The organism is Mycoavidus sp. B2-EB (assembly GCF_014218255.1).
GTDB lineage: Bacteria > Pseudomonadota > Gammaproteobacteria > Burkholderiales > Burkholderiaceae > Mycoavidus.
On sequence record NZ_AP021872.1, the window covers coordinates 84,964 to 104,227 of the forward strand.

At 51.3% G+C, this 19,264-nt stretch carries 13 protein-coding genes, 2 tRNA genes, 1 rRNA gene and 1 pseudogene; 10 read left to right on the top strand and 7 right to left on the bottom strand.

All coding sequences use genetic code 11. The features are described from left to right. Positions 1-57: 57 nt before the first annotated feature. From pxpA to MPB2EB_RS00360, 4 genes are all read right to left on the bottom strand, one after another. Positions 58-807, bottom strand: a complete 750-nt coding sequence (pxpA, locus tag MPB2EB_RS00345; protein WP_185181928.1) for a 5-oxoprolinase subunit PxpA — start codon at positions 805-807, stop codon at positions 58-60. 21 nt (positions 808-828) lie between these two features. Next, positions 829-1,875, bottom strand: coding sequence for a biotin-dependent carboxyltransferase family protein (locus MPB2EB_RS00350; protein WP_185181929.1), 1,047 nt, complete (start codon positions 1,873-1,875; stop codon positions 829-831). A 65-nt stretch (positions 1,876-1,940) separates the two neighbouring features. Continuing rightward, entirely contained in the window at positions 1,941-2,603 is a 663-nt protein-coding gene (gene pxpB / locus MPB2EB_RS00355; protein WP_185181930.1) for a 5-oxoprolinase subunit PxpB, read from the bottom strand. Between the two features lie 136 nt (positions 2,604-2,739). Beyond that, a complete protein-coding gene (locus MPB2EB_RS00360) occupies positions 2,740-3,339 on the bottom strand; it encodes a 5-formyltetrahydrofolate cyclo-ligase (protein WP_185181931.1) in 600 nt (199 codons plus the stop codon). Positions 3,340-3,372: 33 nt separating this feature from the next. Between MPB2EB_RS00360 and MPB2EB_RS00365 the strand changes: the two genes are divergently transcribed. Continuing rightward, a complete protein-coding gene (locus tag MPB2EB_RS00365; protein WP_370576620.1) occupies positions 3,373-5,370 on the top strand; it encodes a transglycosylase SLT domain-containing protein in 1,998 nt (665 codons plus the stop codon). An 86-nt stretch (positions 5,371-5,456) separates the two neighbouring features. Further along, positions 5,457-6,710, top strand: coding sequence for a multifunctional CCA addition/repair protein (locus MPB2EB_RS00370; protein ID WP_185181933.1), 1,254 nt, complete (start codon positions 5,457-5,459; stop codon positions 6,708-6,710). A 74-nt stretch (positions 6,711-6,784) separates the two neighbouring features. On the opposite strand, the gene MPB2EB_RS00375 is transcribed toward MPB2EB_RS00370, so the two are convergent. Beyond that, entirely contained in the window at positions 6,785-7,984 is a 1,200-nt protein-coding gene (locus MPB2EB_RS00375; protein ID WP_185182594.1) for a class I SAM-dependent methyltransferase, read from the bottom strand. A gap of 75 nt (positions 7,985-8,059) precedes the next feature. Between MPB2EB_RS00375 and MPB2EB_RS00380 the strand changes: the two genes are divergently transcribed. The 4 genes and pseudogenes from MPB2EB_RS00380 (at position 8,060) to glmS (ending at position 12,770) form a co-directional block, all read left to right on the top strand. Continuing rightward, positions 8,060-8,455: a dihydroneopterin aldolase gene (locus tag MPB2EB_RS00380; RefSeq protein ID WP_185181934.1), complete on the top strand. Its 396-nt coding sequence runs from the start codon at positions 8,060-8,062 to the stop codon at positions 8,453-8,455. A 79-nt stretch (positions 8,456-8,534) separates the two neighbouring features. After that, positions 8,535-9,464: pseudogene (gene ttcA, locus MPB2EB_RS00385) on the top strand (tRNA 2-thiocytidine(32) synthetase TtcA); the annotation flags it as partial. 51 nt (positions 9,465-9,515) lie between these two features. Next, on the top strand, positions 9,516-10,889 hold the full coding sequence (gene glmU / locus MPB2EB_RS00390) for a bifunctional UDP-N-acetylglucosamine diphosphorylase/glucosamine-1-phosphate N-acetyltransferase GlmU (RefSeq protein WP_185181936.1): 1,374 nt from the start codon (positions 9,516-9,518) through the stop codon (positions 10,887-10,889). Between the two features lie 63 nt (positions 10,890-10,952). Next, on the top strand, positions 10,953-12,770 hold the full coding sequence (glmS, locus tag MPB2EB_RS00395; protein WP_185181937.1) for a glutamine--fructose-6-phosphate transaminase (isomerizing): 1,818 nt from the start codon (positions 10,953-10,955) through the stop codon (positions 12,768-12,770). A 53-nt stretch (positions 12,771-12,823) separates the two neighbouring features. On the opposite strand, the gene argC is transcribed toward glmS, so the two are convergent. After that, complete coding sequence (gene argC / locus MPB2EB_RS00400) at positions 12,824-13,768, bottom strand: N-acetyl-gamma-glutamyl-phosphate reductase (protein WP_185181938.1); 945 nt, start codon at positions 13,766-13,768, stop codon at positions 12,824-12,826. After that, entirely contained in the window at positions 13,768-14,451 is a 684-nt protein-coding gene (locus MPB2EB_RS00405; RefSeq protein WP_185181939.1) for an orotate phosphoribosyltransferase, read from the bottom strand. The genes argC and MPB2EB_RS00405 overlap by 1 nt, the downstream gene beginning before the upstream one ends. Positions 14,452-14,802: 351 nt before the next feature. On the opposite strand from MPB2EB_RS00405, the gene MPB2EB_RS00410 reads away from it, so the two are divergent. The 4 genes from MPB2EB_RS00410 to MPB2EB_RS00425 all read left to right on the top strand — a co-directional run bounded on the left by MPB2EB_RS00410 (position 14,803) and on the right by MPB2EB_RS00425 (position 19,104). After that, the gene (locus MPB2EB_RS00410; protein ID WP_185181940.1) at positions 14,803-17,082 is read left to right on the top strand and encodes an NADP-dependent malic enzyme; all 2,280 of its coding nucleotides are present in this window, start codon (positions 14,803-14,805) and stop codon (positions 17,080-17,082) included. A gap of 262 nt (positions 17,083-17,344) precedes the next feature. Further along, positions 17,345-18,875: ribosomal RNA gene (locus MPB2EB_RS00415) — 16S ribosomal RNA — on the top strand. A gap of 46 nt (positions 18,876-18,921) precedes the next feature. Continuing rightward, positions 18,922-18,998, top strand: a tRNA-Ile gene (locus MPB2EB_RS00420). Between the two features lie 30 nt (positions 18,999-19,028). After that, positions 19,029-19,104: transfer RNA gene (locus MPB2EB_RS00425), tRNA-Ala, on the top strand. Positions 19,105-19,264: the final 160 nt, after the last annotated feature.

Here is a 19,264-nt window from a genome sequence, read left to right on the forward strand (position 1 = left end):
TGACCTACCCCTATCGTTACGGTATATTAAGCTCTAGACAAAAAAGCGCATGGCCTCCTATGGCGTGGTTAAAGTTGAACAGACTTGAATGCCCTCAACATCAAATTGAGCGCGAATGCGCCGGGCAAAAGCAAGCGCATGAGGATTATCCCCATGTAAGCAAATGGTTTGTACTTTAAGCGGGACCCAATGCCCATTGATGGCTTGCACGCGTTGCTCACGAACCATTTTTAAGGTGCGGGTTAAGACTTCATCTTCATCTTCGAGCACCGCTCCCGGTATGCCACGAGGCACTAGCGAGCCGTCTGCACGATAGGCTCGATCTGCAAAAACCTCTTCAACGGCCTGTAGGCCCGCTTGCTGCGCGGCGGTGATTAATGCGCTATTGGCTAGCCCAAAAATGGCTAATTTCGGGTCAAAGTCACGTACCGCGGCGCTAATGGCTTGGGCCAATGCAGGCTCGCGCGCTGCTTGGTTGTACAGTGCGCCATGCGGTTTGACATGAGTAACGTAAGCGCCTTGCGCGCGCACGATAGCGCTGAGCGCTCCGAGTTGATAGAGAATCGCAGCATGAATCTCCTCTGCGGATAAGCGGTGCTCGGTGCGGCCAAAGTTTTCGCGATCATTGAAACTAGGGTGTGCGCCGATGGCAATCCCTTTTTGCAATGCCCAACGTGTGCAATTAGAGATTTCGTTGGCGCCCCCGGCGTGCCAGCCACAAGCAATATTGGCGGAACTAATGAGATCCAGCAAAGCTTCGTCTGTGGCGCACCCTTCCCCTAGATCGGCATTTAGATCAATCTGCATGGCAAGTCCCTTATTTTAAAATCAGGCTGGCGCTTTGGTTGATTGTGCGTAACCTTGATATTGTTGATCAATGGCGAATTCAATCTGAGTTAAATAGCGCTGTAAATCTGCATAAGCGGTACGCGCATCGGTGATGGTGCATTCCGTAAAATACAAATTGCTGGCAAGGCGCGCTTGCGCTAAGCGCCATAAATCGGCTTGGATAACGACCCCAATTTTTGCGTAGCCGCCAGTCGTTTGTGCATCATGCATGAGCACAATCGGCTGCCCATTGCCAGGTACTTGAATCGTGCCGGGTAGGACCGCATGAGAGAGCAGCTCAAGATTTTTTGTCCGTGTTAGCTCAGGGCCAGCAAGGCGGTAACCCATGCGATTACTATTGGTTGTGATGAGCCATGGCTCAGACCAGAAATGTTCATGCGCCGCGGCAGTAAAGTGGCTATATTCAGGGCCACGTAATACGCGTACGCTAGTGCCTGGTGTGCCACACAGCGAAGTTTTATTTTCTTCACGCAGATTACGGTGTTCAAAGCGGTGCCAACCGGGTGCTTTAATCCCGAAGGCCGGCATTTGTAACGCGTGAGAGGTACGTATTGAGGACCGTGTAGCGCCCAGTGGTAATAGGTCTCCATCTTTTAGCGCGCGCCCGTTCAGGCCACCAAAACCCGCTTTTAAATCTGTACTGCGCGAGCCGAGCATAGGCGCCACGTCGATGCCGCCATGAATGGCAAGATAAGCGCGCATGCCGATTTTAGGGGTATGCAAGCGCAGGGTTTGTCCGGCTTCAACCGGAAAACTCCACCAAGCATGAACCGGGTGGTCATCAAGCGTTGCGTTAAAATCAGCGCCGCTCAGGGCAACTCGTGTTGTTTGCGTAAAATGCAAATGGACTGGCCCAGCGGTCACTTCAAGTCCTGCCGCCTCAGGCATATTGCCGACTAGCCGATTGGCAATATGTAAGGCGAGGGTATCGAGTGCGCCGCTAGTACACACCCCTGACATACGGTAGCCTTTTCGGCCAAGGTCCTGTACCGAAGTGAGTAAACCTGCTCGCAAAACTTCAATCATCGTAACGCTGGCTCCTCTTTTAGGGCTATCCGATAAAGTATGAGCCAAATGAATTATAGGATGCTTTAAAGGGTTATGGTGGTTTGGCTCGCTATGGTAAAGCGTACTCGATCCCCGGGTTGGAGGAGGGTGGGCGGAGTACGCATAGGATCAAATAATTTTGCTTCTGTACGTCCAATTAATTGCCAGCCGCCTGGTGAGCTGGCCGGATAAACCCCTGTCTGTGCACCGCCAATGCCAACTGAGCCTGCTGGTATCGCAACGCGCGGCTCGGCTCGTCGAGGCGTTGCAAGTTTTGGATCCAAGCCCCCTAAATAAGCAAAACCAGGTTGAAAACCGAGGCAAAAGACGGTGTATTCGGTATGGGTATGACGCTTAATGATTTCTTCAATACTCAGTTTTGTATGCTGCGCGACTTTGGCGAGGTCTGGCCCAGATTGTCCCCCATAACACACTGGAATTTCGACCAAACGGCCGGGTTTTAGATTGTCATCAGCGGTGCGCCAAGCTTTGGCCAGCATTTTTGCAAGCGTGTCTACGTCAGCGGCTAATGGATCGAAAAACACGGTTAAATTATTCATTCCGGGTACGATCTCTGTCACCTGAGGCCACTGCTGCGCCGCTGCCGCCATGGCCCAGAAGCGCTTTTGGCAAGCGAGCGTGGCCGGGGCCGGCGACTCGCATACAAGGGCGCCCTCGCCAAAAGGGAAAATACGCGGAAAGTCCATCAAGCTTTGTCCTCGAATTAGGAGGGAAGTTAAAAGCTACTCAGCTCTAATATAAAGGATATAAGGTAATTTACTCAATCATCGGTAAAAAATCAGGGTGATTTCACGTATTCGTTAAATCATGCATAAGCGGCTCTCATTCATAGCGCATCTTTTCAGTGAGGATTAAATCAAGTGAAATATCATGTGGCTCACGTGGCAATCTATCCGTCACTCGGCCGCACTCATAACTAATGCCTACGGTAAATGGCCGTGGCTCAAGCCTGGCTAGCGTACGGTCATAATACCCTCCCCCATAGCCAAGCCGATAGCGCGCTAGATCGAAGCCTACGCATGGCACAAGCAATACATCAGGTTGCACTTCGATGGGGTGAGCTGGCACTGGAATTTTGAAATAACCCTCTTGCATCGGTGTTTCCGGCGTCCAGTGATAAAAGCGTAACACACCTCCTCTTTCAGTCACAGCCGGCAATGCTGCGCAATGGGTGGGGGTTTCATGCAGCCAATTAATCAGGGTTGTACGTGCATCGAATTCACCGGCAAAAGGCCAATAAAATCCTACGCAGTGCGGCTTGCGTTCAGCGAGTAAAGTGACAACCTGCGCCGCTAGCGCCGCTTCGCTATGCAACTGAACGGACTGAGTTTGCCTGGCTGCGAGCAAAGCGGCGCGTAATGAAATTTTTGAGGAATTAGCCGCTGTCTCTGTAGATTTACATGCTATGCTCTGTAAGCCCATTATTTTCCTCTAGGTCAAAAAATGCTGCAAAGCGTGATTCGACACGTAACTCAAGTATATCGTGTGCTGCCGGTAGTTTGTACACTCGCTATGCTGATGAGTTGCAGTACAGCAAGTGCTGTGCGCGTGCGCCCCGAGAGCTTGCCGACCGAACCAGATGCCGTGTTCCTTGCCTTGCGTGAAGCCGCCCAGAAAAATGATGTTCTGCATGCAGTTGAGCTCGCGCGCCGCATTCCAGCCTATCCAAGCCCCTCCTACGTAGAATATTTTACGCTTAAGCCGCAACTCTTCGATGCCTTAGGTCAGGCGCGCCCAAACGTGCCTGATCCGTTGATTCTGAATTTTCTACAAAAATATGAAGGGCAAGCGATTGCCGATCGGATGCGCAATGATTATTTGCTGGTGTTAGGCGCGCGTCATGCATGGCATGACTTTGATGAGCAATACCAACGCTTTGTGCTAAAAGATGATCTGCAACTTAAATGCTATGCGCTGCAGGCGCAAGCGGTGCGCGGCAAGGAGGTCGCTGATGCGGCGCGCGCTTTACTGGTTGCGCCAAGCCGTTATGGCAATGGCTGTGTAGAGCTTATCTCGGTTTTAACGCAAAAAAAGCAGTTTGACCAGGATGATATTTGGCGGCAGATCCGGCTGGCGTATGAAAACAACGAAGTCGAAGTAGGTAATCGGATTGCGGATGCACTAGGGCCGCAGCGCCCGAGCCAAAAACAATTTGCAATGGCGGCGACCCAACCCCAGGCTTTGCTTGAGCGGGGCATACCGATTAATACCGCGGCGCATCAGTTGGCACTGCTTGCGATTACCCGCATTGCCCGTCAGGATCCCATTTTAGCGGCTGCGATTTTTACCCCAGTCGCAGCGCGCTTAACGCCGCAAGAACAGGCTACGGGTTGGGGCACGATTGCCTATCGGGCAGCGCTTGAAAAAATACCCCTGGCGCTGGATTGGTATCGATTAGCGACGGGTGGCTGGTTGTCTAATCCAGCTTATGAATGGCGTGTGCGTGCAGCTCTATCGGCAGAAAATTGGCCGCTGGTGCTTAAAGCAATTGAAATGATGCCGGGTGCATTACGTAATCAACCCGTCTGGATTTATTGGCAGGGCCGCGCGCTGCATGCAACCGGTAAAAGTGCTTTAGCAGTGCAAGCTTGGCAGAAAATTGCATCAAATTTTGATTTTTACGGACAGTTGGCTACAGAAGCCCTCGGAAGGCAGATTACTCTGCCCCCAACCACGGAGGTTGCCGAGCTTGAAGTAGAAATCAAGCGCATGCAAGCGCTGCCTGGTTTTCAGCTAGCGGAGCATTTTTACCGCTTGCAGATGTATTTTGAAGGCGCGCGGGAATGGAATTGGGCTTTACGTGGTATGAATGATCGCCAGTTGTTGGCGGCGGCGGAATTAGCGCGGCGGCTTAAGTTATATGAGCGCGTAGTGAATACGGCTGAACGTACGCAGCAAGAGCATGACTTTAAACTGCGCTATATTTTGCCATTGCGCGATATTATGGAGCGCAATGCACAATTAATTAACCTAGATCTCGCGTGGGCCTATGGCTTAATTCGGCAAGAGTCACGTTTTATTAGCGATGCGCATTCTAGTGCTGGGGCAACCGGTTTAATGCAGTTAATGCCTGGGACGGCGCAACTCGTGGCGCGTAAAATTGGTTTAGGGAAAATACCTAGCGCAAAAATTAATGATGTTGACACCAATATTCTGCTTGGGATGAATTATCTGGCGATGATGTATGCCGAGCTTGATGCTTCGCCCGTGCTTGCCTCCGCGGCTTACAATGCCGGCCCGCTGCGTGCGCAAAAATGGCGCGCAGCATTAACGAGGCCAATTGAAGGCGCTATATTTACAGAAACCATTCCATTCAATGAAACACGTGGCTATGTGAAAAAAGTTTTGGCGAATGCGGTTTACTATGCCATTTTATTAAATGGGCCTCCGCAGTCGCTTAAAGCGCGGCTTGGTGTAATTGCACCACAAAATGCGCCTGAAGCGCAGCCATAAAAACAAGATGCAACTAACAAATTAATTGATTTGCGAACGACTGGCCGTTAAATGAGTTCGTTCTTCTCAACTGCAAGTAAGAGCCGATGAAAATCTATGAGGTAGGCGGGGCGCTGCGTGATGAGCTACTTGGCCTGTCAGTGCGGGACCGTGATTATGTCGTCGTCGGGGCGACCCCTGAGCAAATGATTCAATCTGGCTATCGGCCGGTTGGCCGTGATTTTCCTGTATTTTTGCATCCGCAAACGCACTCTGAATATGCATTGGCGCGTACTGAGCGCAAAACTGCGCGCGGCTATCATGGTTTTCAATTTTATTATGCGCCAGATGTAACCCTTGAGCAGGATTTGGCGCGACGCGATTTAACGATTAATGCAATGGCGCGCGCCCTCGATGCAAACGGAGCGCCGCTGGGCCCAGTGCTGGATCCCTTTAATGGTCAAGCCGATTTGGCGGCGCGTGTTTTGCGTCATGTAGGAGATGCTTTTTCTGAAGATCCGGTGCGAATTTTGCGCTTAGCGCGTTTTGCGGCACGCTTTGCAGATTTCTCGGTAGCGGATGAGACACTGAGTTTGATGCGCAAAATGGTGGTGGATGGAGAAGTCGATGCGCTTGTGCCTGAACGTATTTGGCAGGAACTCGCGCGAGGTTTGATGGAAGCTAAACCCTCGCGCATGTTTGCGGTGTTGCGCGACTGTGGCGCGTTGGCGCGTATCTTGCCTGAAGTCGATGCACTTTATGGCGTGCCGCAGTGCGCTGAGTTTCATCCAGAAATTGATACAGGTGTGCATGTGATGATGGCGCTAGACGATGCGGCGGCCTGTGGCTATGCGTTGACAGTGCGGTTTGCGGTGTTAACGCATGATTTAGGTAAAGGCAATACACCGGCACAGATGCTGCCGCACCATACAGGTCACGAAGGGCGCAGCGTTACTCTATTGCGTCCGTTATGCGATCGTCTGAAGGTACCCAAAGCTTGTCGTGATTTAGCTCTACTGGTAGCGCGCGAACATGGCAATATTCATCGCTCGCTTAAATTTGGGGCGAGCGCCCTAACGCGTTTACTTGAGCGTTGCGATGCCTGGCGTAAACCAGAGCGTTTGGTTGAAATTATGCAGGCATGTGAAGCGGATGCGCGGGGCCGGCTGGGTTTTGAAACCGTAGCTTACCCACAAACTGCCCGGCTTAGCTATGCGCTGGATGCTGCGCGCAAGGTTGATGCGGGGGCCATTGCTGCATATTGCCATGCAGTGCCGCAGGCAATTAAAGCCGCCTTGCAGCGCGCCCGCATAGCCGCGGTTGAAGTCGCCCTCAACCCGGTGAGTGATTTGGCGCTTTAAACGTTGCCGTAGGCATTGCGAGCCAATTTCAGCCGTTTAGCTGGAGGAAGTGAGCTATTTTGACCACCTGTACTCTATAGTGTCAGCGCACGGTCGCCGTGGCTGAAGCCTGACAAACCTTGATCCATACCACGCCCAAACCCAATCACTTTAAAAAGCTCTCCCATTTCAGCTTCTGACAGCAATTTCTGCATAGCATTGGCAATCGGCAAAAATTCTTGCGGGTTGTTTGCATCAAATTGGGCTAGCAGCTCAGTAATGCCGCAGTTAATTAAAAAGCGAGCTTGCGACGTATAGCCAAGTAAATCCACGCCGGTCTCAAGGGCAGCTTGCGCGATGCTTGAGAATTCAACGTGAGCAGTGATATCTTGTAGGCCCGGATAAAAAAATGGGTCAGTATGGGCGTAATGCCGGTAATGGCACATCAAGGTACCGGCGTTGCGCTGCGGATGATAATACTCGTGGCTTGGAAAGCCATAGTCAATCAGCAATAGTGCGCCGCGCTGCAGCATTTGACACACTGTGCGGGTAAAGGCGTGCGCTGCTTCGTGCTGTTCCGTCAGATAGTCTTCGGTGCTGTCGATGGATGCAAGTTGTGCGGCGCCATTGGCATCTGGGCTGAGTGGTTGATCGCGCCATTCTAATGGGCTGCCGGGGGGGCTATGGCGCGTCACGCCACGCTCGAACCAAACGCCTGATTTGCGCGTGAAAAGCCTGACCGGCATCGCATCGAGTACTTCATTGCCAAGGATTACGCCATGAAATGTGGCGGGCAAACGATCTAACCACTGCACGCGTGTCGCGGCATCAGGCATATGCATAGCCAGCGTCGCGCGCTGTTGGGCGCGTAATGCGCCAGATAATTCGACAATCGTGTAACGTTCGCAGCGCACGCCTAGTGCATCGAGGGCAGGTAGTAATTGCGTGGCGAGTGCGCCGCTACCGGCGCCGAACTCCATCACCTGTTGCGTGTCAGACGCAGCAAGCGCTTCAGCTACAGCTCGCGCCAGGGTTTGTGCAAACAAGGGGGACAATTCAGGGGCGGTAATAAAATCACTGCCATCGCCAGCATGCCGCCCGAATTTGGTTAAGCCATTGCTGTAATACCCTAAGCCTGGGGTGTATAGAGCAAGCTCCATATAGCGATTAAATGGGAGCCAGCCGCCAGCTTGGTCAAGGGCCGCATCAATTTGTGCGCGCAACATTTGAGAGTGAGCTCGCGCCGCGTCATCGGGTGCGGGTAAACTAGCGGATTCGTAAAAATTCGTCTTCATCATGTCATTTTAAATGACTCAAGCGCTGGGTGGAGGCGGCGGGTAAAAATAGCGCCAATTAGTGTATAAGAAATCATGCTTAATTCTTTTGCTGACTCACAACGAGCAGATTGCCGCCGACTTTTTCTGCGAGATTACGTCATTCAGCTCTTGATTGGTGTCCATCCATTTGAGAAAAAAAGTTCGCAGCGCGTAGTCTTTAATGTCGAATTATGGGTTCCATTGGCGGCTTCTACTCCTGCCATTGATGCCTTAAGTGAAGTAGTTGATTACAATCTGATGCGCGATACGATTGCATCGTATGCCAACGGCAAGCATATTCATTTATTGGAAACATTATGTGATGATGCGGCCAATCGCATGCTGGCGCATCCCCACGTGCGCGCAGTGCAGGTGCGTGCCGAGAAGCCGGATATTTACCCTGATTGCGCAGCCGTGGGCGTCGAAGTGTTTCGTTGCAAGGAAGTTTAAAATGAAGAGTCCTGACAATCTACAGGAAGCGCATGCAGAGCCCGCTGAGACGGCTACTCATGCAGTCGGCAAAAATGACGTGCGCGCCCTCAGTCGGCGCGCCCAAAAAGACGCTTACGAGAATAATAAGCTCTATAAGCGGCTGGCCCGGCAGGTTGGCCAAGCGATCGCAGATTATCAAATGATTGAGGCCGGCGATAAAGTGATGGTATGCCTATCCGGTGGCAAAGATAGTTATGCGTTGCTTGACGTCTTGCTTAGATTGCGCGAACGAGCCCCGATACATTTTGATCTTGTCGCCGTTAACCTGGATCAAAAACAGCCGGACTTCCCAGAGCACATATTGCCTGAATATTTAACCCAAAGGGGGGTGCCATTTCATATTGAAAATCAAGACACCTACAGTATTGTTAAACGCCTAGTGCCGGAAGGAAAAACCACTTGTTCATTATGTTCACGTCTACGGCGCGGGATTTTATATCGCGTAGCAAGCGAATTGGGCGCGACCAAGATTGCGCTTGGCCATCATCGTGACGATATTCTTGAGACCTTGTTTTTGAATTTGTTTTATGGCGGAAAACTCAAGGGAATGCCGCCTAAATTACAATCAGACAACGGTAAACATATCGTCATCCGTCCGCTCGCCTATGTAAAAGAAACCGATCTAGAAGAGTATGCTGCGCTGCGACAATTTCCTATCATTCCATGCAATTTATGCGGTAGTCAGCCCAATTTAAAACGCGCGGAAATGAAAAACTTAATCCGTGCTTGGGAGAAAAATTATCCGGGTCGAGTTGAGAGTATGTTCAATGCGTTGGCAAATGTGATTCCATCGCATCTGATGGACCGCGAGTTATTTGAGTTTGCTAATCTACGTGCGACGGGTGCTGTGCCGGCCCATGGCGATATTGCATTTGATGATGAACCATGTAGCGTTGGGCTGGCTGAAACAGGAGTGGCGGAGACCTTCCCCCTCAGTTTGCAGCCTCTGCTACGCACCGCGCCATGATAAAATAATTTTATCCGACTCCTCACCCTAGTTTAATTCTCTACGCGCATTGTGAATATTGTGATCCTGGCAGCCGGTGAAGGTAAGCGTATGCGCTCAGCCTTACCCAAAGTGCTCCATGTATTGGCGGGCCAGCCGCTTCTTTGTCATGTCCTGGATACCGCGCGTGCATTGCAGCCGGCAAAAATTGTCGTGGTGGTTGGGCATGGCGCACAGGCCGTGCAGCATGCCGTTGCTACGCCCGAAGTCGAATTCGTTATACAAGAGCAACAGTTAGGGACTGGCCATGCGGTGCAACAGGCACTGCCATTGCTGGATCATTCTCTACCCGTGTTGGTGCTATATGGTGATGTACCCCTCATTCGTGTGCCTACACTTGAGCGCCTCATTAAACAGGCCAGTGCAGGTCCTAATGCGGAGCGCTGTGCAATTTTGACGGCGCACCTTGCCGAGCCCAGCGGTTATGGGCGTATCGTGCGTGAGCCGACGGGGCGTGTGGTGCGGATTGTGGAACAAAAAGATGCCAGTCCTGAAGAATGCAAAATCAATGAAATTAATACCGGCATTGTGATGCTGCCCGGCGCTCGTATTGCCCATTGGCTGGCCGAGCTGAACAATAATAATGCTCAGCACGAATACTATCTAACGGATGTGATTGAGCGTGCGATTGCTGATACTGTAGAAGTGGTTACAACCCAGCCTGACGATGTATCCGAAACGATGGGCGTAAATAACAAAGCACAACTGGCGCTGCTTGAGCGTATTTATCAGCGCCAGCTAGCAGACGCATTACTTGATGAGGGTGTGACGCTGGCGGACCCAGCACGGGTTGATATACGTGGCACACTCACCTGTGGCCGAGAGGTGTCAATTGATGTGAATTGTGTGTTTGAAGGTGCGGTGCAGTTAGCGGATGACGTGAGTATTGGTCCGCATTGCGTGTTGAAAAACGCCGTGATTGGTGCAGGGACAAAAATTAATGCATTTACGCACATCGACGGGGCACATATAGGAGAGCGCGCCGTGATTGGTCCGTATGCACGACTGCGGCCAGGCGCAATCCTCGCAGAGGATACCCATATCGGTAATTTTGTCGAAGTTAAAAACGCCTTGCTTGGCACGGGCTCGAAGGCGAATCATCTCAGCTATATCGGCGACGCTGAAGTCGGTGCGCATGTCAATCTAGGCGCAGGTACGATTACCTGCAACTATGACGGCGCACAAAAGCATCGTACAGTAATTGAAGATAATGTGTTTGTGGGTTCTGCGACGCAGCTTGTGGCGCCGGTTAAGATTGCACAGGGGGTAACGATCGCGGCAGGTACAACCATTTGGAAGGATGTACCCGCTGGCGCCCTCGCCCTGAACGAAAAAACGCAAATCGCTAAAGCGGATTATGTGCGGCCGATTAAAAGAAAAGATTGATGAGTCTTAAAATCCAAAGCTCGCGATCTTGCATTCTTCAACTCTTATCCCCCTGAGTCTTATATGTGTGGCATTGTCGGCGCGGTTGCGCAGCGTAATATTGTTCCAGTTTTAATCGAAGGGCTGCGTCGGCTTGAATATCGCGGCTATGATTCTTGTGGTGTGGCCGTGTTGGCCGAGCAAGAACTGCGCCGTGCACGTAGCGTATCGCGTGTCGCCCATCTTGCCGCTGAGGTGCAAACGACACATTTATCGGGTGACATTGGGATTGCGCATACGCGTTGGGCAACCCATGGCGCGCCGGTGACGGATAATGCGCATCCTATTTTTTCGCGCGACACGATTGCGCTTGTGCACAATGGCATCATCGAAAATTACGAGGCCTTGCGTGAAGCACTACAAGCACAAGGCTATGAATTTATCAGCCAAACTGATACTGAAGTCATTGCTCATTTAATTCACAGCTTGTATCGCGGTGACCTTTTTAGCGCAGTGCGCGCAGCGGTACGTCAATTACATGGCGCTTTTGCCATTGCCGTTTTTAGTCGCGATGAACCGCACTATATTGTGGGTGCGCGGCAAGGCTCGCCGCTGGTAGTAGGGGTGGGTGACAACGAGCATTTCCTGGCTTCTGATGCGCTTGCGCTTGCGGGTAGCACGGAGCGCTTTATTTTTCTTGAAGAGGGCGATGTCGTGCAACTTTCACGTACGACAGCTTGCATTGCGGATCACACGGGCGCCATTGTGGAGCGCGGAATACGTACCGTCGCGGCTTATGGCAGTGCGGTTGAGCTCGGACCCTATCGCCATTTTATGCAAAAGGAAATTTTTGAGCAGCCGCGCGCGATTGCAGATACCCTGCCAGTGACGGAGGCATTCATACCTGCACATTTTGGTGCGCAAGCCGAACAAGTATTTGAGGGGATTGATAGCCTCTTGATATTGGCTTGCGGTACCAGTTATTACGCTGGTTTAACGGCTAAATATTGGTTTGAGTCAATGGTTGCACTGCCGACTCAAGTTGAAATTGCGAGTGAATATCGTTATCGGGATTCAGTGCCCAATCCGAATAGCTTAGTGGTGGTTATTTCGCAGTCAGGTGAGACCGCGGATACATTAGCTGCGTTAAAGCATGCACAAGCACTGGGGCACACCCGTACACTAGCGATCTGTAATGTTGCCACGAGCGCCATGGTGCGACAGACCGCGCTGGCATTTTTGACGCACGCAGGTACAGAAATAGGCGTTGCTTCAACCAAAGCTTTTACGACACAGTTGGTTGCCCTTTTTATGCTGGCAGTCACCTTGGGTAAACTCAGGGGGCGCATTGCGGCCAGCGTCGAGGAGACTTATCTCAAACAACTCCGTCATTTGCCGGCTGCCTTAAACCATGTACTTGCACTAGAGCCGCAAATCATTGCATGGGCGGATCAATTTGCCTCTAAAGAAAACGCGCTTTTTCTCGGGCGTGGTCTACATTACCCAATTGCACTTGAAGGCGCGCTTAAACTCAAAGAAATTTCGTACATTCATGCTGAGGCTTATCCGGCAGGCGAGCTCAAGCATGGCCCGCTGGCGCTGGTGACGCGCGAAATGCCCGTGGTCACGGTTGCGCCAAACGATGCGTTGCTTGAAAAATTAAAGTCGAATCTGCAAGAAGTGCGCGCGCGCGGCGGCGAGCTGTATGTGTTTGCTGATGCGGATACGCGCATCGTCAATGGCGAAGGTTTGCACGTGATTAGACTGCCTGAACATTACGGCTGGCTGTCTCCGATTTTGCACGTTATACCGTTGCAATTGCTGGCATACCATACCGCGTGTGCGCGTGGGACAGATGTCGATAAACCTAGGAACCTGGCGAAGTCGGTGACGGTTGAGTGAAGCGAATCAGCCTATATTTTTAACGGTTTAGAGTCGGATCTATATTTTTGCGATCACGCCTTTAAACCGGTCATTTCATTTACGCCAAGACGCAAATTCATGCACTGGAGCGCCGCTCCTGAAGCGCCTTTGCCAAGGTTATCCAGTCTAGCAATGAGGATAATCCGGTCCTGGTTACCAAACACAAAAAGATCAACACGGTTAGTGTGATTGGATGCTTGCACGTTAAAAAAACCTTCATCAAGATTAGCTGCGTGATCAAATGGCGCGACGCAGATAAAAGGCTCATTCTCATAATATTCAGCAAGCACCGCCTGAATATGCTGAGGGCCAACGCCACGCGCAAGATGGCGCGAGTAAAAACAGGTGCTGACCGCCAAACCTTGATAAAAAGAAGCCACAATCGGCGTGAAAATGGGCGCGGCGGCAAGCCCGGTATGCACGGTCATTTCTGGCAAATGTTTGTGTTCAAGGCCAAGTGCATAAGGTCTAGGACTAGCCAGTAGCGGGTTTTCACCTTGCTCATAAGCCGCAATCATTTGTTTGCCGCCGCCGCTATATCCCGTAATTGAGTGGCTACTCAGTGGGCAATCAGGCGGCATGACGCCTTTGGCGATGAGCGGATGGACCGAGAGGATGAAAGCCGATGCATGGCACCCTGGCACGGCAATGCGCTGGGCCGTACGGATACGTGAGCGTTGCGCCGGATTGAGCTCCGGTAGTCCATATGCCCAATCATTATGGGTGCGAAAGGCGGTGCTAGCATCGATAATGCAGGTATCCGGATTGTCGACAAGCGTGACCGATTCACGTGCTGCAGTATCGGGTAAGCATAAAAACGTCAGATCTGAAGCATTAATCAGAGCACGCCGCTGTGCAACATCTTTGCGCTTATCTTCATCAATGCGCAAGATTTCAATTTCGCTGCGGGCCGCAAGATATTCAAAAATCTTTAGACCCGTAGTGCCTTCCTGCCCGTCAACAAATACTTTAATCATTAGGTCGCTGTCTCAGAGCCGCCGTGTGCCATCGACCATGCGGCGGGAGCATGTAAGAATTTTTCGACTTCATCCAGCGTAGCAGGATCGAAATAATTGAGTGACTTGGCCACACGAAGAACATCCCACCAAGTAGCCAGCGCATGGAGCTCAACCCCGATGTCTTTTAACACGGTACGACTTTCGGCGAATATATCGTAATGAAATAGCACGAAGACATGGTTAACTTGAGCGCCCGCTGTACGCAGCGCCGCACAAAAATTAAGTTTGCTGCGGCTATCGGTGGTTAAATCTTCCACCAGTAGAACGCGTGACCCTTCGGTGAGATGGCCTTCAATCTGCGCATTCCGGCCAAAGCCTTTAGGTTTTTTGCGCACATATTGCATGGGCAGCATCAAGCGATCAGCAATCCAGGCGGCAAATGGAATGCCTGCTGTTTCACCGCCGGCGACAGCATCAAGTTCTTCAAACCCAATTTCATTTAGAATGGTTGATTCAGCCATTGACATTAACATGCGGCGCGCGCGTGGAAACGAAATGAGTTTGCGGCAATCGATATATACGGGACTGGCTCGGCCAGAAGTCAACATAAAAGGGTTGACGGTATTAAAATGCACGGCTTGCACTTCTAGCAGAATTTTCGCTGTGGTATCAGCAATTAATTGGCGATCAAAGCCTATCATGACACATCCTATCTGAGCAGAGCCCACATTTTACCCGAATGTGTGGCAAGTCCGCCCGTAATACATCTTTGTGGTAGAAGTGGTTTTGCCATGCCTAACTTTTTTGGGGCTGCTCAGTTGAACATAGTAGAAATCGCTGACCCTTTAGGACAGCAAGGCTGTCAACTAGAATCCGCGCAAAAATTTTCGATGGATGGCGAAAATAAATCACAAAAATACTGTATTTACTCTTATTCACCGCCTTGCGGTGTACACTAAGTCCCCCGCGGCGATGAGCGAATTCATCTCCATCGATCGTCGGGCAGCCTAATTCCTTTGGGCTTAAAATCAACGAAATTACAGGTTAGATGTATGGACGAACAACTTAAGCAAAGCGCCCTTTCTTATCATCAGTTTCCCCGCCCCGGCAAAATCTCGGTTACGCCGACTAAACCCTTGTCAAATAGCCTAGACCTGGCTTTAGCCTACTCGCCAGGTGTCGCGGCGGCATGCGAGGCGATTTATCAAGATCCGCTGGCTGCGCAGAAATACACTTCACGCGGCAATCTCGTGGGGGTGATCACGAATGGCACGGCAGTATTGGGCCTTGGCAATATTGGGCCGCTGGCCGCTAAACCTGTGATGGAAGGCAAAGGTTGTTTGTTTAAAAAATTCGCGGGAATTGACGTATTTGATATTGAGCTAGCGGAAAGCGATCCAGATAAACTGGTTGACGCGATTGCGATGTTGGAGCCAACGCTTGGCGGCATCAATCTTGAAGATATTAAAGCGCCTGAGTGTTTTTACATCGAACAAAAGTTGCGCGAACGGATGAAGATTCCGGTTTTTCATGATGATCAACACGGCACGGCGATTATCGCATCCGCGGCTATCCTAAATGGCTTAAAAATCGTTGGCAAAAACTTGAACGAAGTGAAGCTGGTTTGTTCAGGCGCGGGCGCTGCCGCCATCGCTTGTTTAGATTTACTGGTTGATCTTGGATTAAATAAAGCCCATGTTCTGGTTGTCGATTCAAAAGGGGTGATTCATGATGGTCGCACCAACCTTGATCCAACTAAAGCGCGTTACGCTGCTAAGACTCAAGCACGTGAGCTAGCTGATGCGATGCAAGGCGCGGACGTTTTTCTCGGCTGTTCAGCAGCGGGTGTGCTAAAACCTGAGATGGTAGAGGGCATGGCCGCTAGGCCCCTGATTCTTGCGCTGGCGAACCCTGAGCCGGAAATTCGCCCAGAGCTTGCTAAACAGGTACGTCCAGATGCTGTGATTGCAACGGGGCGCTCTGACTATCCGAATCAAGTTAACAATGTCTTGTGTTTTCCCTTCATCTTCCGTGGCGCCCTGGATGTAGGGGCAACTTCTATTACGGAACAGATGAAACTGGCCTGCGTTAAGGCGATCGCTGAATTGGCGCAAGAATGCGATCAAGGCGATGAGGTGGCGAAGGCGTATGAAGGCCACTCGCTTGAGTTTGGGCCCGATTATTTAATCCCCAAGCCATTTGACCCACGGCTAATCATCAAAATTGCCCCGGCGGTAGCGCAGGCGGCGATGGACTCAGGTGTCGCCACGCGGCCGATCGAGGACATGAATGCTTATCGAGATCAGCTCGCCGGGACAGTTTACCGCACGGGGATGGTAATGCGCCCAGTCTTCGCCGCGGCAAAAGCCGCGCCGGCGCGGATGGTGTTTGCCGAAGGCGAGGACGAACGGGTTTTGCGTGCGGCTCAATTTGCTCTGCTCGAAAAGATTGCGCAACCTATCTTAGTCGGCCGTCCTGCTGTGATCGAAATGCGCTTAAAAAAAATCGGCTCAAAGTTAAAGCTTGGACAAGATTTAATTATTGTTGATCCAGAAGATGACCCGCGTTATCAACAGAGCTGGCAAGAGTACCATCGACTCAGTGCGCGCGATGGCGTTACGCCTGAAGTAGCGAAAGCGGCAATACGCAAATCGAACACCCTAATTGGCGCTATTTTGGTTCATTTAGGTGAGGCCGAGGGCATGATTTGTGGCCTTACTGACACCTACCATAGCCATCTTAAATTTATTCGCCAAGTGCTGGGTTGTGCACCGCAGACAAGCTATTTTGCTGCGATGAATTTACTGATGTTACCCAAGCGCAATTTATTTATATGCGATACCTATGTCAATCCAGAGCCAAGTTCGGAGCAACTTGCTGAGATGGCGATTCTTGCTGCGCGGGAGATCGAGCGATTTGGCATCACGCCAAAGATTGCTTTGTTATCCAGCTCAAATTTTGGCAGCGTGCCTAGTGCGGCCTCGCAGCGGATGGCTAAAGCTCGGGCGTTGATTGCTGAGCGCGCGCCTAAACTCGAGGTAGAAGGTGAGATGCATGGCGACGCTGCGCTGTCTGAAGCGATACGCAAAGCAGCGTTTCCCGCCTCAACTCTAACCGGCGAAGCTAATTTGCTGATTATGCCAAGTCTTGAGGCGGCGAATATTGCCTACAATTTATTAAAAATAACCAGCGGTGAAGGGCTAACCATCGGTCCATTTTTGCTCGGCGCGTCAAAACCTGTGCATATTTTGACCCCCGCCGCTACCGTGCGGCGGATCATCAATATGACGGCGATTACCGCGGCAAACGTCAATCTCGCAAGATCTAAATAAATTTAAGAGAAAGTGCTTGACAGGATGTTTAGTGGGTTGCATAATCTCGTTCCTTCGCTGCTGAGACAGCGAGACACGAACCGGAAGGGAAGTGTAGCGATCTTTAAAAAATAACAGTCGATAAGAGTGGGCACTTGATGAAGGCGGCCCTGCTTGGACGCAAGTCTGAGTGGGGCGAAGAAGAAATCAAGTCTCACTTAAACAAGATAGGAAGTAGAGAAATCTGCGACCTGTCAACCTTTGAGAGAGCACAACAGGAATTAAACAGAAGAGTTTGATCCTGGCTCAGATTGAACGCTGGCGGCATGCTTTACACATGCAAGTCGAACGGCAGCGCGGGCTTCGGCCTGGCGGCGAGTGGCGAACGGGTGAGTAATGCATCGGAACGTGTCCTGTAGAGGGGGATAGCCCGGCGAAAGCCGGATTAATACCGCATACGATCTACGGATGAAAGCGGGGGACCTTAGGGCCTCGCGCTATAGGGGCGGCCGATGTCGGATTAGCTAGTTGGTGAGGTAAAGGCTTACCAAGGCGACGATCCGTAGCTGGTCTGAGAGGACGACCAGCCACACTGGGACTGAGACACGGCCCAGACTCCTACGGGAGGCAGCAGTGGGGAATTTTGGACAATGGGGGCAACCCTGATCCAGCAATGCCGCGTGTGTGAAGAAGGCCTTCGGGTTGTAAAGCACTTTTGTTCGGGAAGAAAACGTTAGGGTAAATAATCTTAATGGCTGACGGTACCGAAAGAATAAGCACCGGCTAACTACGTGCCAGCAGCCGCGGTAATACGTAGGGTGCAAGCGTTAATCGGAATTATTGGGCGTAAAGGGTGCGTAGGCGGTTTGTTAAGACGGATGTGAAATCCCTGGGCTCAACCTGGGAACTGCATACGTGACTGGCAGACTAGAGTATGGCAGAGGGAGGTGGAATTCCACGTGTAGCAGTGAAATGCGTAGATATGTGGAGGAACACCGATGGCGAAGGCAGCCTCCTGGGCCAGTACTGACGCTGAGGCACGAAAGCGTGGGGAGCAAACAGGATTAGATACCCTGGTAGTCCACGCCCTAAACGATGTCAACTGGTTGTTGGGGATAGCTATCCTTAGTAACGAAGCTAACGCGTGAAGTTGACCGCCTGGGGAGTACGATCGCAAGATTAAAACTCAAAGGAATTGACGGGGACCCGCACAAGCGGTGGATGATGTGGATTAATTCGATGCAACGCGAAAAACCTTACCTACCCTTGACATGTACATAATCTGTCTGAGAGGACAGAGTGCTCGAAAGAGAGATGTAACACAGGTGCTGCATGGCTGTCGTCAGCTCGTGTCGTGAGATGTTGGGTTAAGTCCCGCAACGAGCGCAACCCTTGTCCTTAGTTGCTACGCAAGAGCACTTTAAGGAGACTGCCGGTGACAAACCGGAGGAAGGTGGGGATGATGTCAAGTCCTCATGGCCCTTATGGGTAGGGCTTCACACGTCATACAATGGTCGGTACAGAGGGCTGCAAACCTGCGAGGGGGAGCCAATCTCAGAAAGCCGATCGTAGTCCGGATTGCAGTCTGCAACTCGACTGCATGAAGTTGGAATCGCTAGTAATCGCGGATCAGCATGCCGCGGTGAATACGTTCCCGGGTCTTGTACACACCGCCCGTCACACCATGGGAGTGGGTTTTACCAGAAGTGGCTAGTCTAACCGTAAGGAGGGCGGTCACCACGGTAGGATTCATGACTGGGGTGAAGTCGTAACAAGGTAGCCGTATCGGAAGGTGCGGCTGGATCACCTCCTTTCAAGAGAAAGCTGGAATTAAGTGTCCACACTTATCGACTGTAAATCGGGTCTGTAGCTCAGGTGGTTAGAGCACACGCTTGATAAGCGTGGGGTCGTAGGTTCAAGTCCTACCAGACCCACCAAAAGCACAGACTTGAGGGATTGAAGGATCAGGGGGCATAGCTCAGCTGGGAGAGCACCTGCTTTGCAAGCAGGGGGTCGTCGGTTCGATCCCGTCTGCCTCCACCAATCGTTATCCGTTAGGGTTTCTGAGTTAGGAATTTTATCGGATAAAGATTGTCGCGAGATGATCACGTTCTTTAACAAATTGGAAGAAGAAGTACATTGAAGCGTTCTTGAGATGGAACGTTGAGGATGTACATGGGTAATAGATTGTATCGACTTATTG

What these genes read in the sequence shown, in the direction of transcription:
- MPB2EB_RS00410 (WP_185181940.1), top strand. Translation starts at nt 14,803, where the DNA reads ATGGACGAACAACTTAAGCAAAGCGCCCTTTCTTATCATCAGTTTCCC.
- pxpB (WP_185181930.1), bottom strand. Translation starts at nt 2,603, where the DNA reads ATGGACTTTCCGCGTATTTTCCCTTTTGGCGAGGGCGCCCTTGTATGC.
- MPB2EB_RS00375 (WP_185182594.1), bottom strand. Translation starts at nt 7,984, where the DNA reads ATGAAGACGAATTTTTACGAATCCGCTAGTTTACCCGCACCCGATGAC.
- glmS (WP_185181937.1), top strand. Translation starts at nt 10,953, where the DNA reads ATGTGTGGCATTGTCGGCGCGGTTGCGCAGCGTAATATTGTTCCAGTT.
- MPB2EB_RS00350 (WP_185181929.1), bottom strand. Translation starts at nt 1,875, where the DNA reads ATGATTGAAGTTTTGCGAGCAGGTTTACTCACTTCGGTACAGGACCTT.
- pxpA (WP_185181928.1), bottom strand. Translation starts at nt 807, where the DNA reads ATGCAGATTGATCTAAATGCCGATCTAGGGGAAGGGTGCGCCACAGAC.
- MPB2EB_RS00360 (WP_185181931.1), bottom strand. Translation starts at nt 3,339, where the DNA reads ATGGGCTTACAGAGCATAGCATGTAAATCTACAGAGACAGCGGCTAAT.
- MPB2EB_RS00380 (WP_185181934.1), top strand. Translation starts at nt 8,060, where the DNA reads ATGCTTAATTCTTTTGCTGACTCACAACGAGCAGATTGCCGCCGACTT.
- MPB2EB_RS00405 (WP_185181939.1), bottom strand. Translation starts at nt 14,451, where the DNA reads ATGATAGGCTTTGATCGCCAATTAATTGCTGATACCACAGCGAAAATT.
- argC (WP_185181938.1), bottom strand. Translation starts at nt 13,768, where the DNA reads ATGATTAAAGTATTTGTTGACGGGCAGGAAGGCACTACGGGTCTAAAG.
- MPB2EB_RS00370 (WP_185181933.1), top strand. Translation starts at nt 5,457, where the DNA reads ATGAAAATCTATGAGGTAGGCGGGGCGCTGCGTGATGAGCTACTTGGC.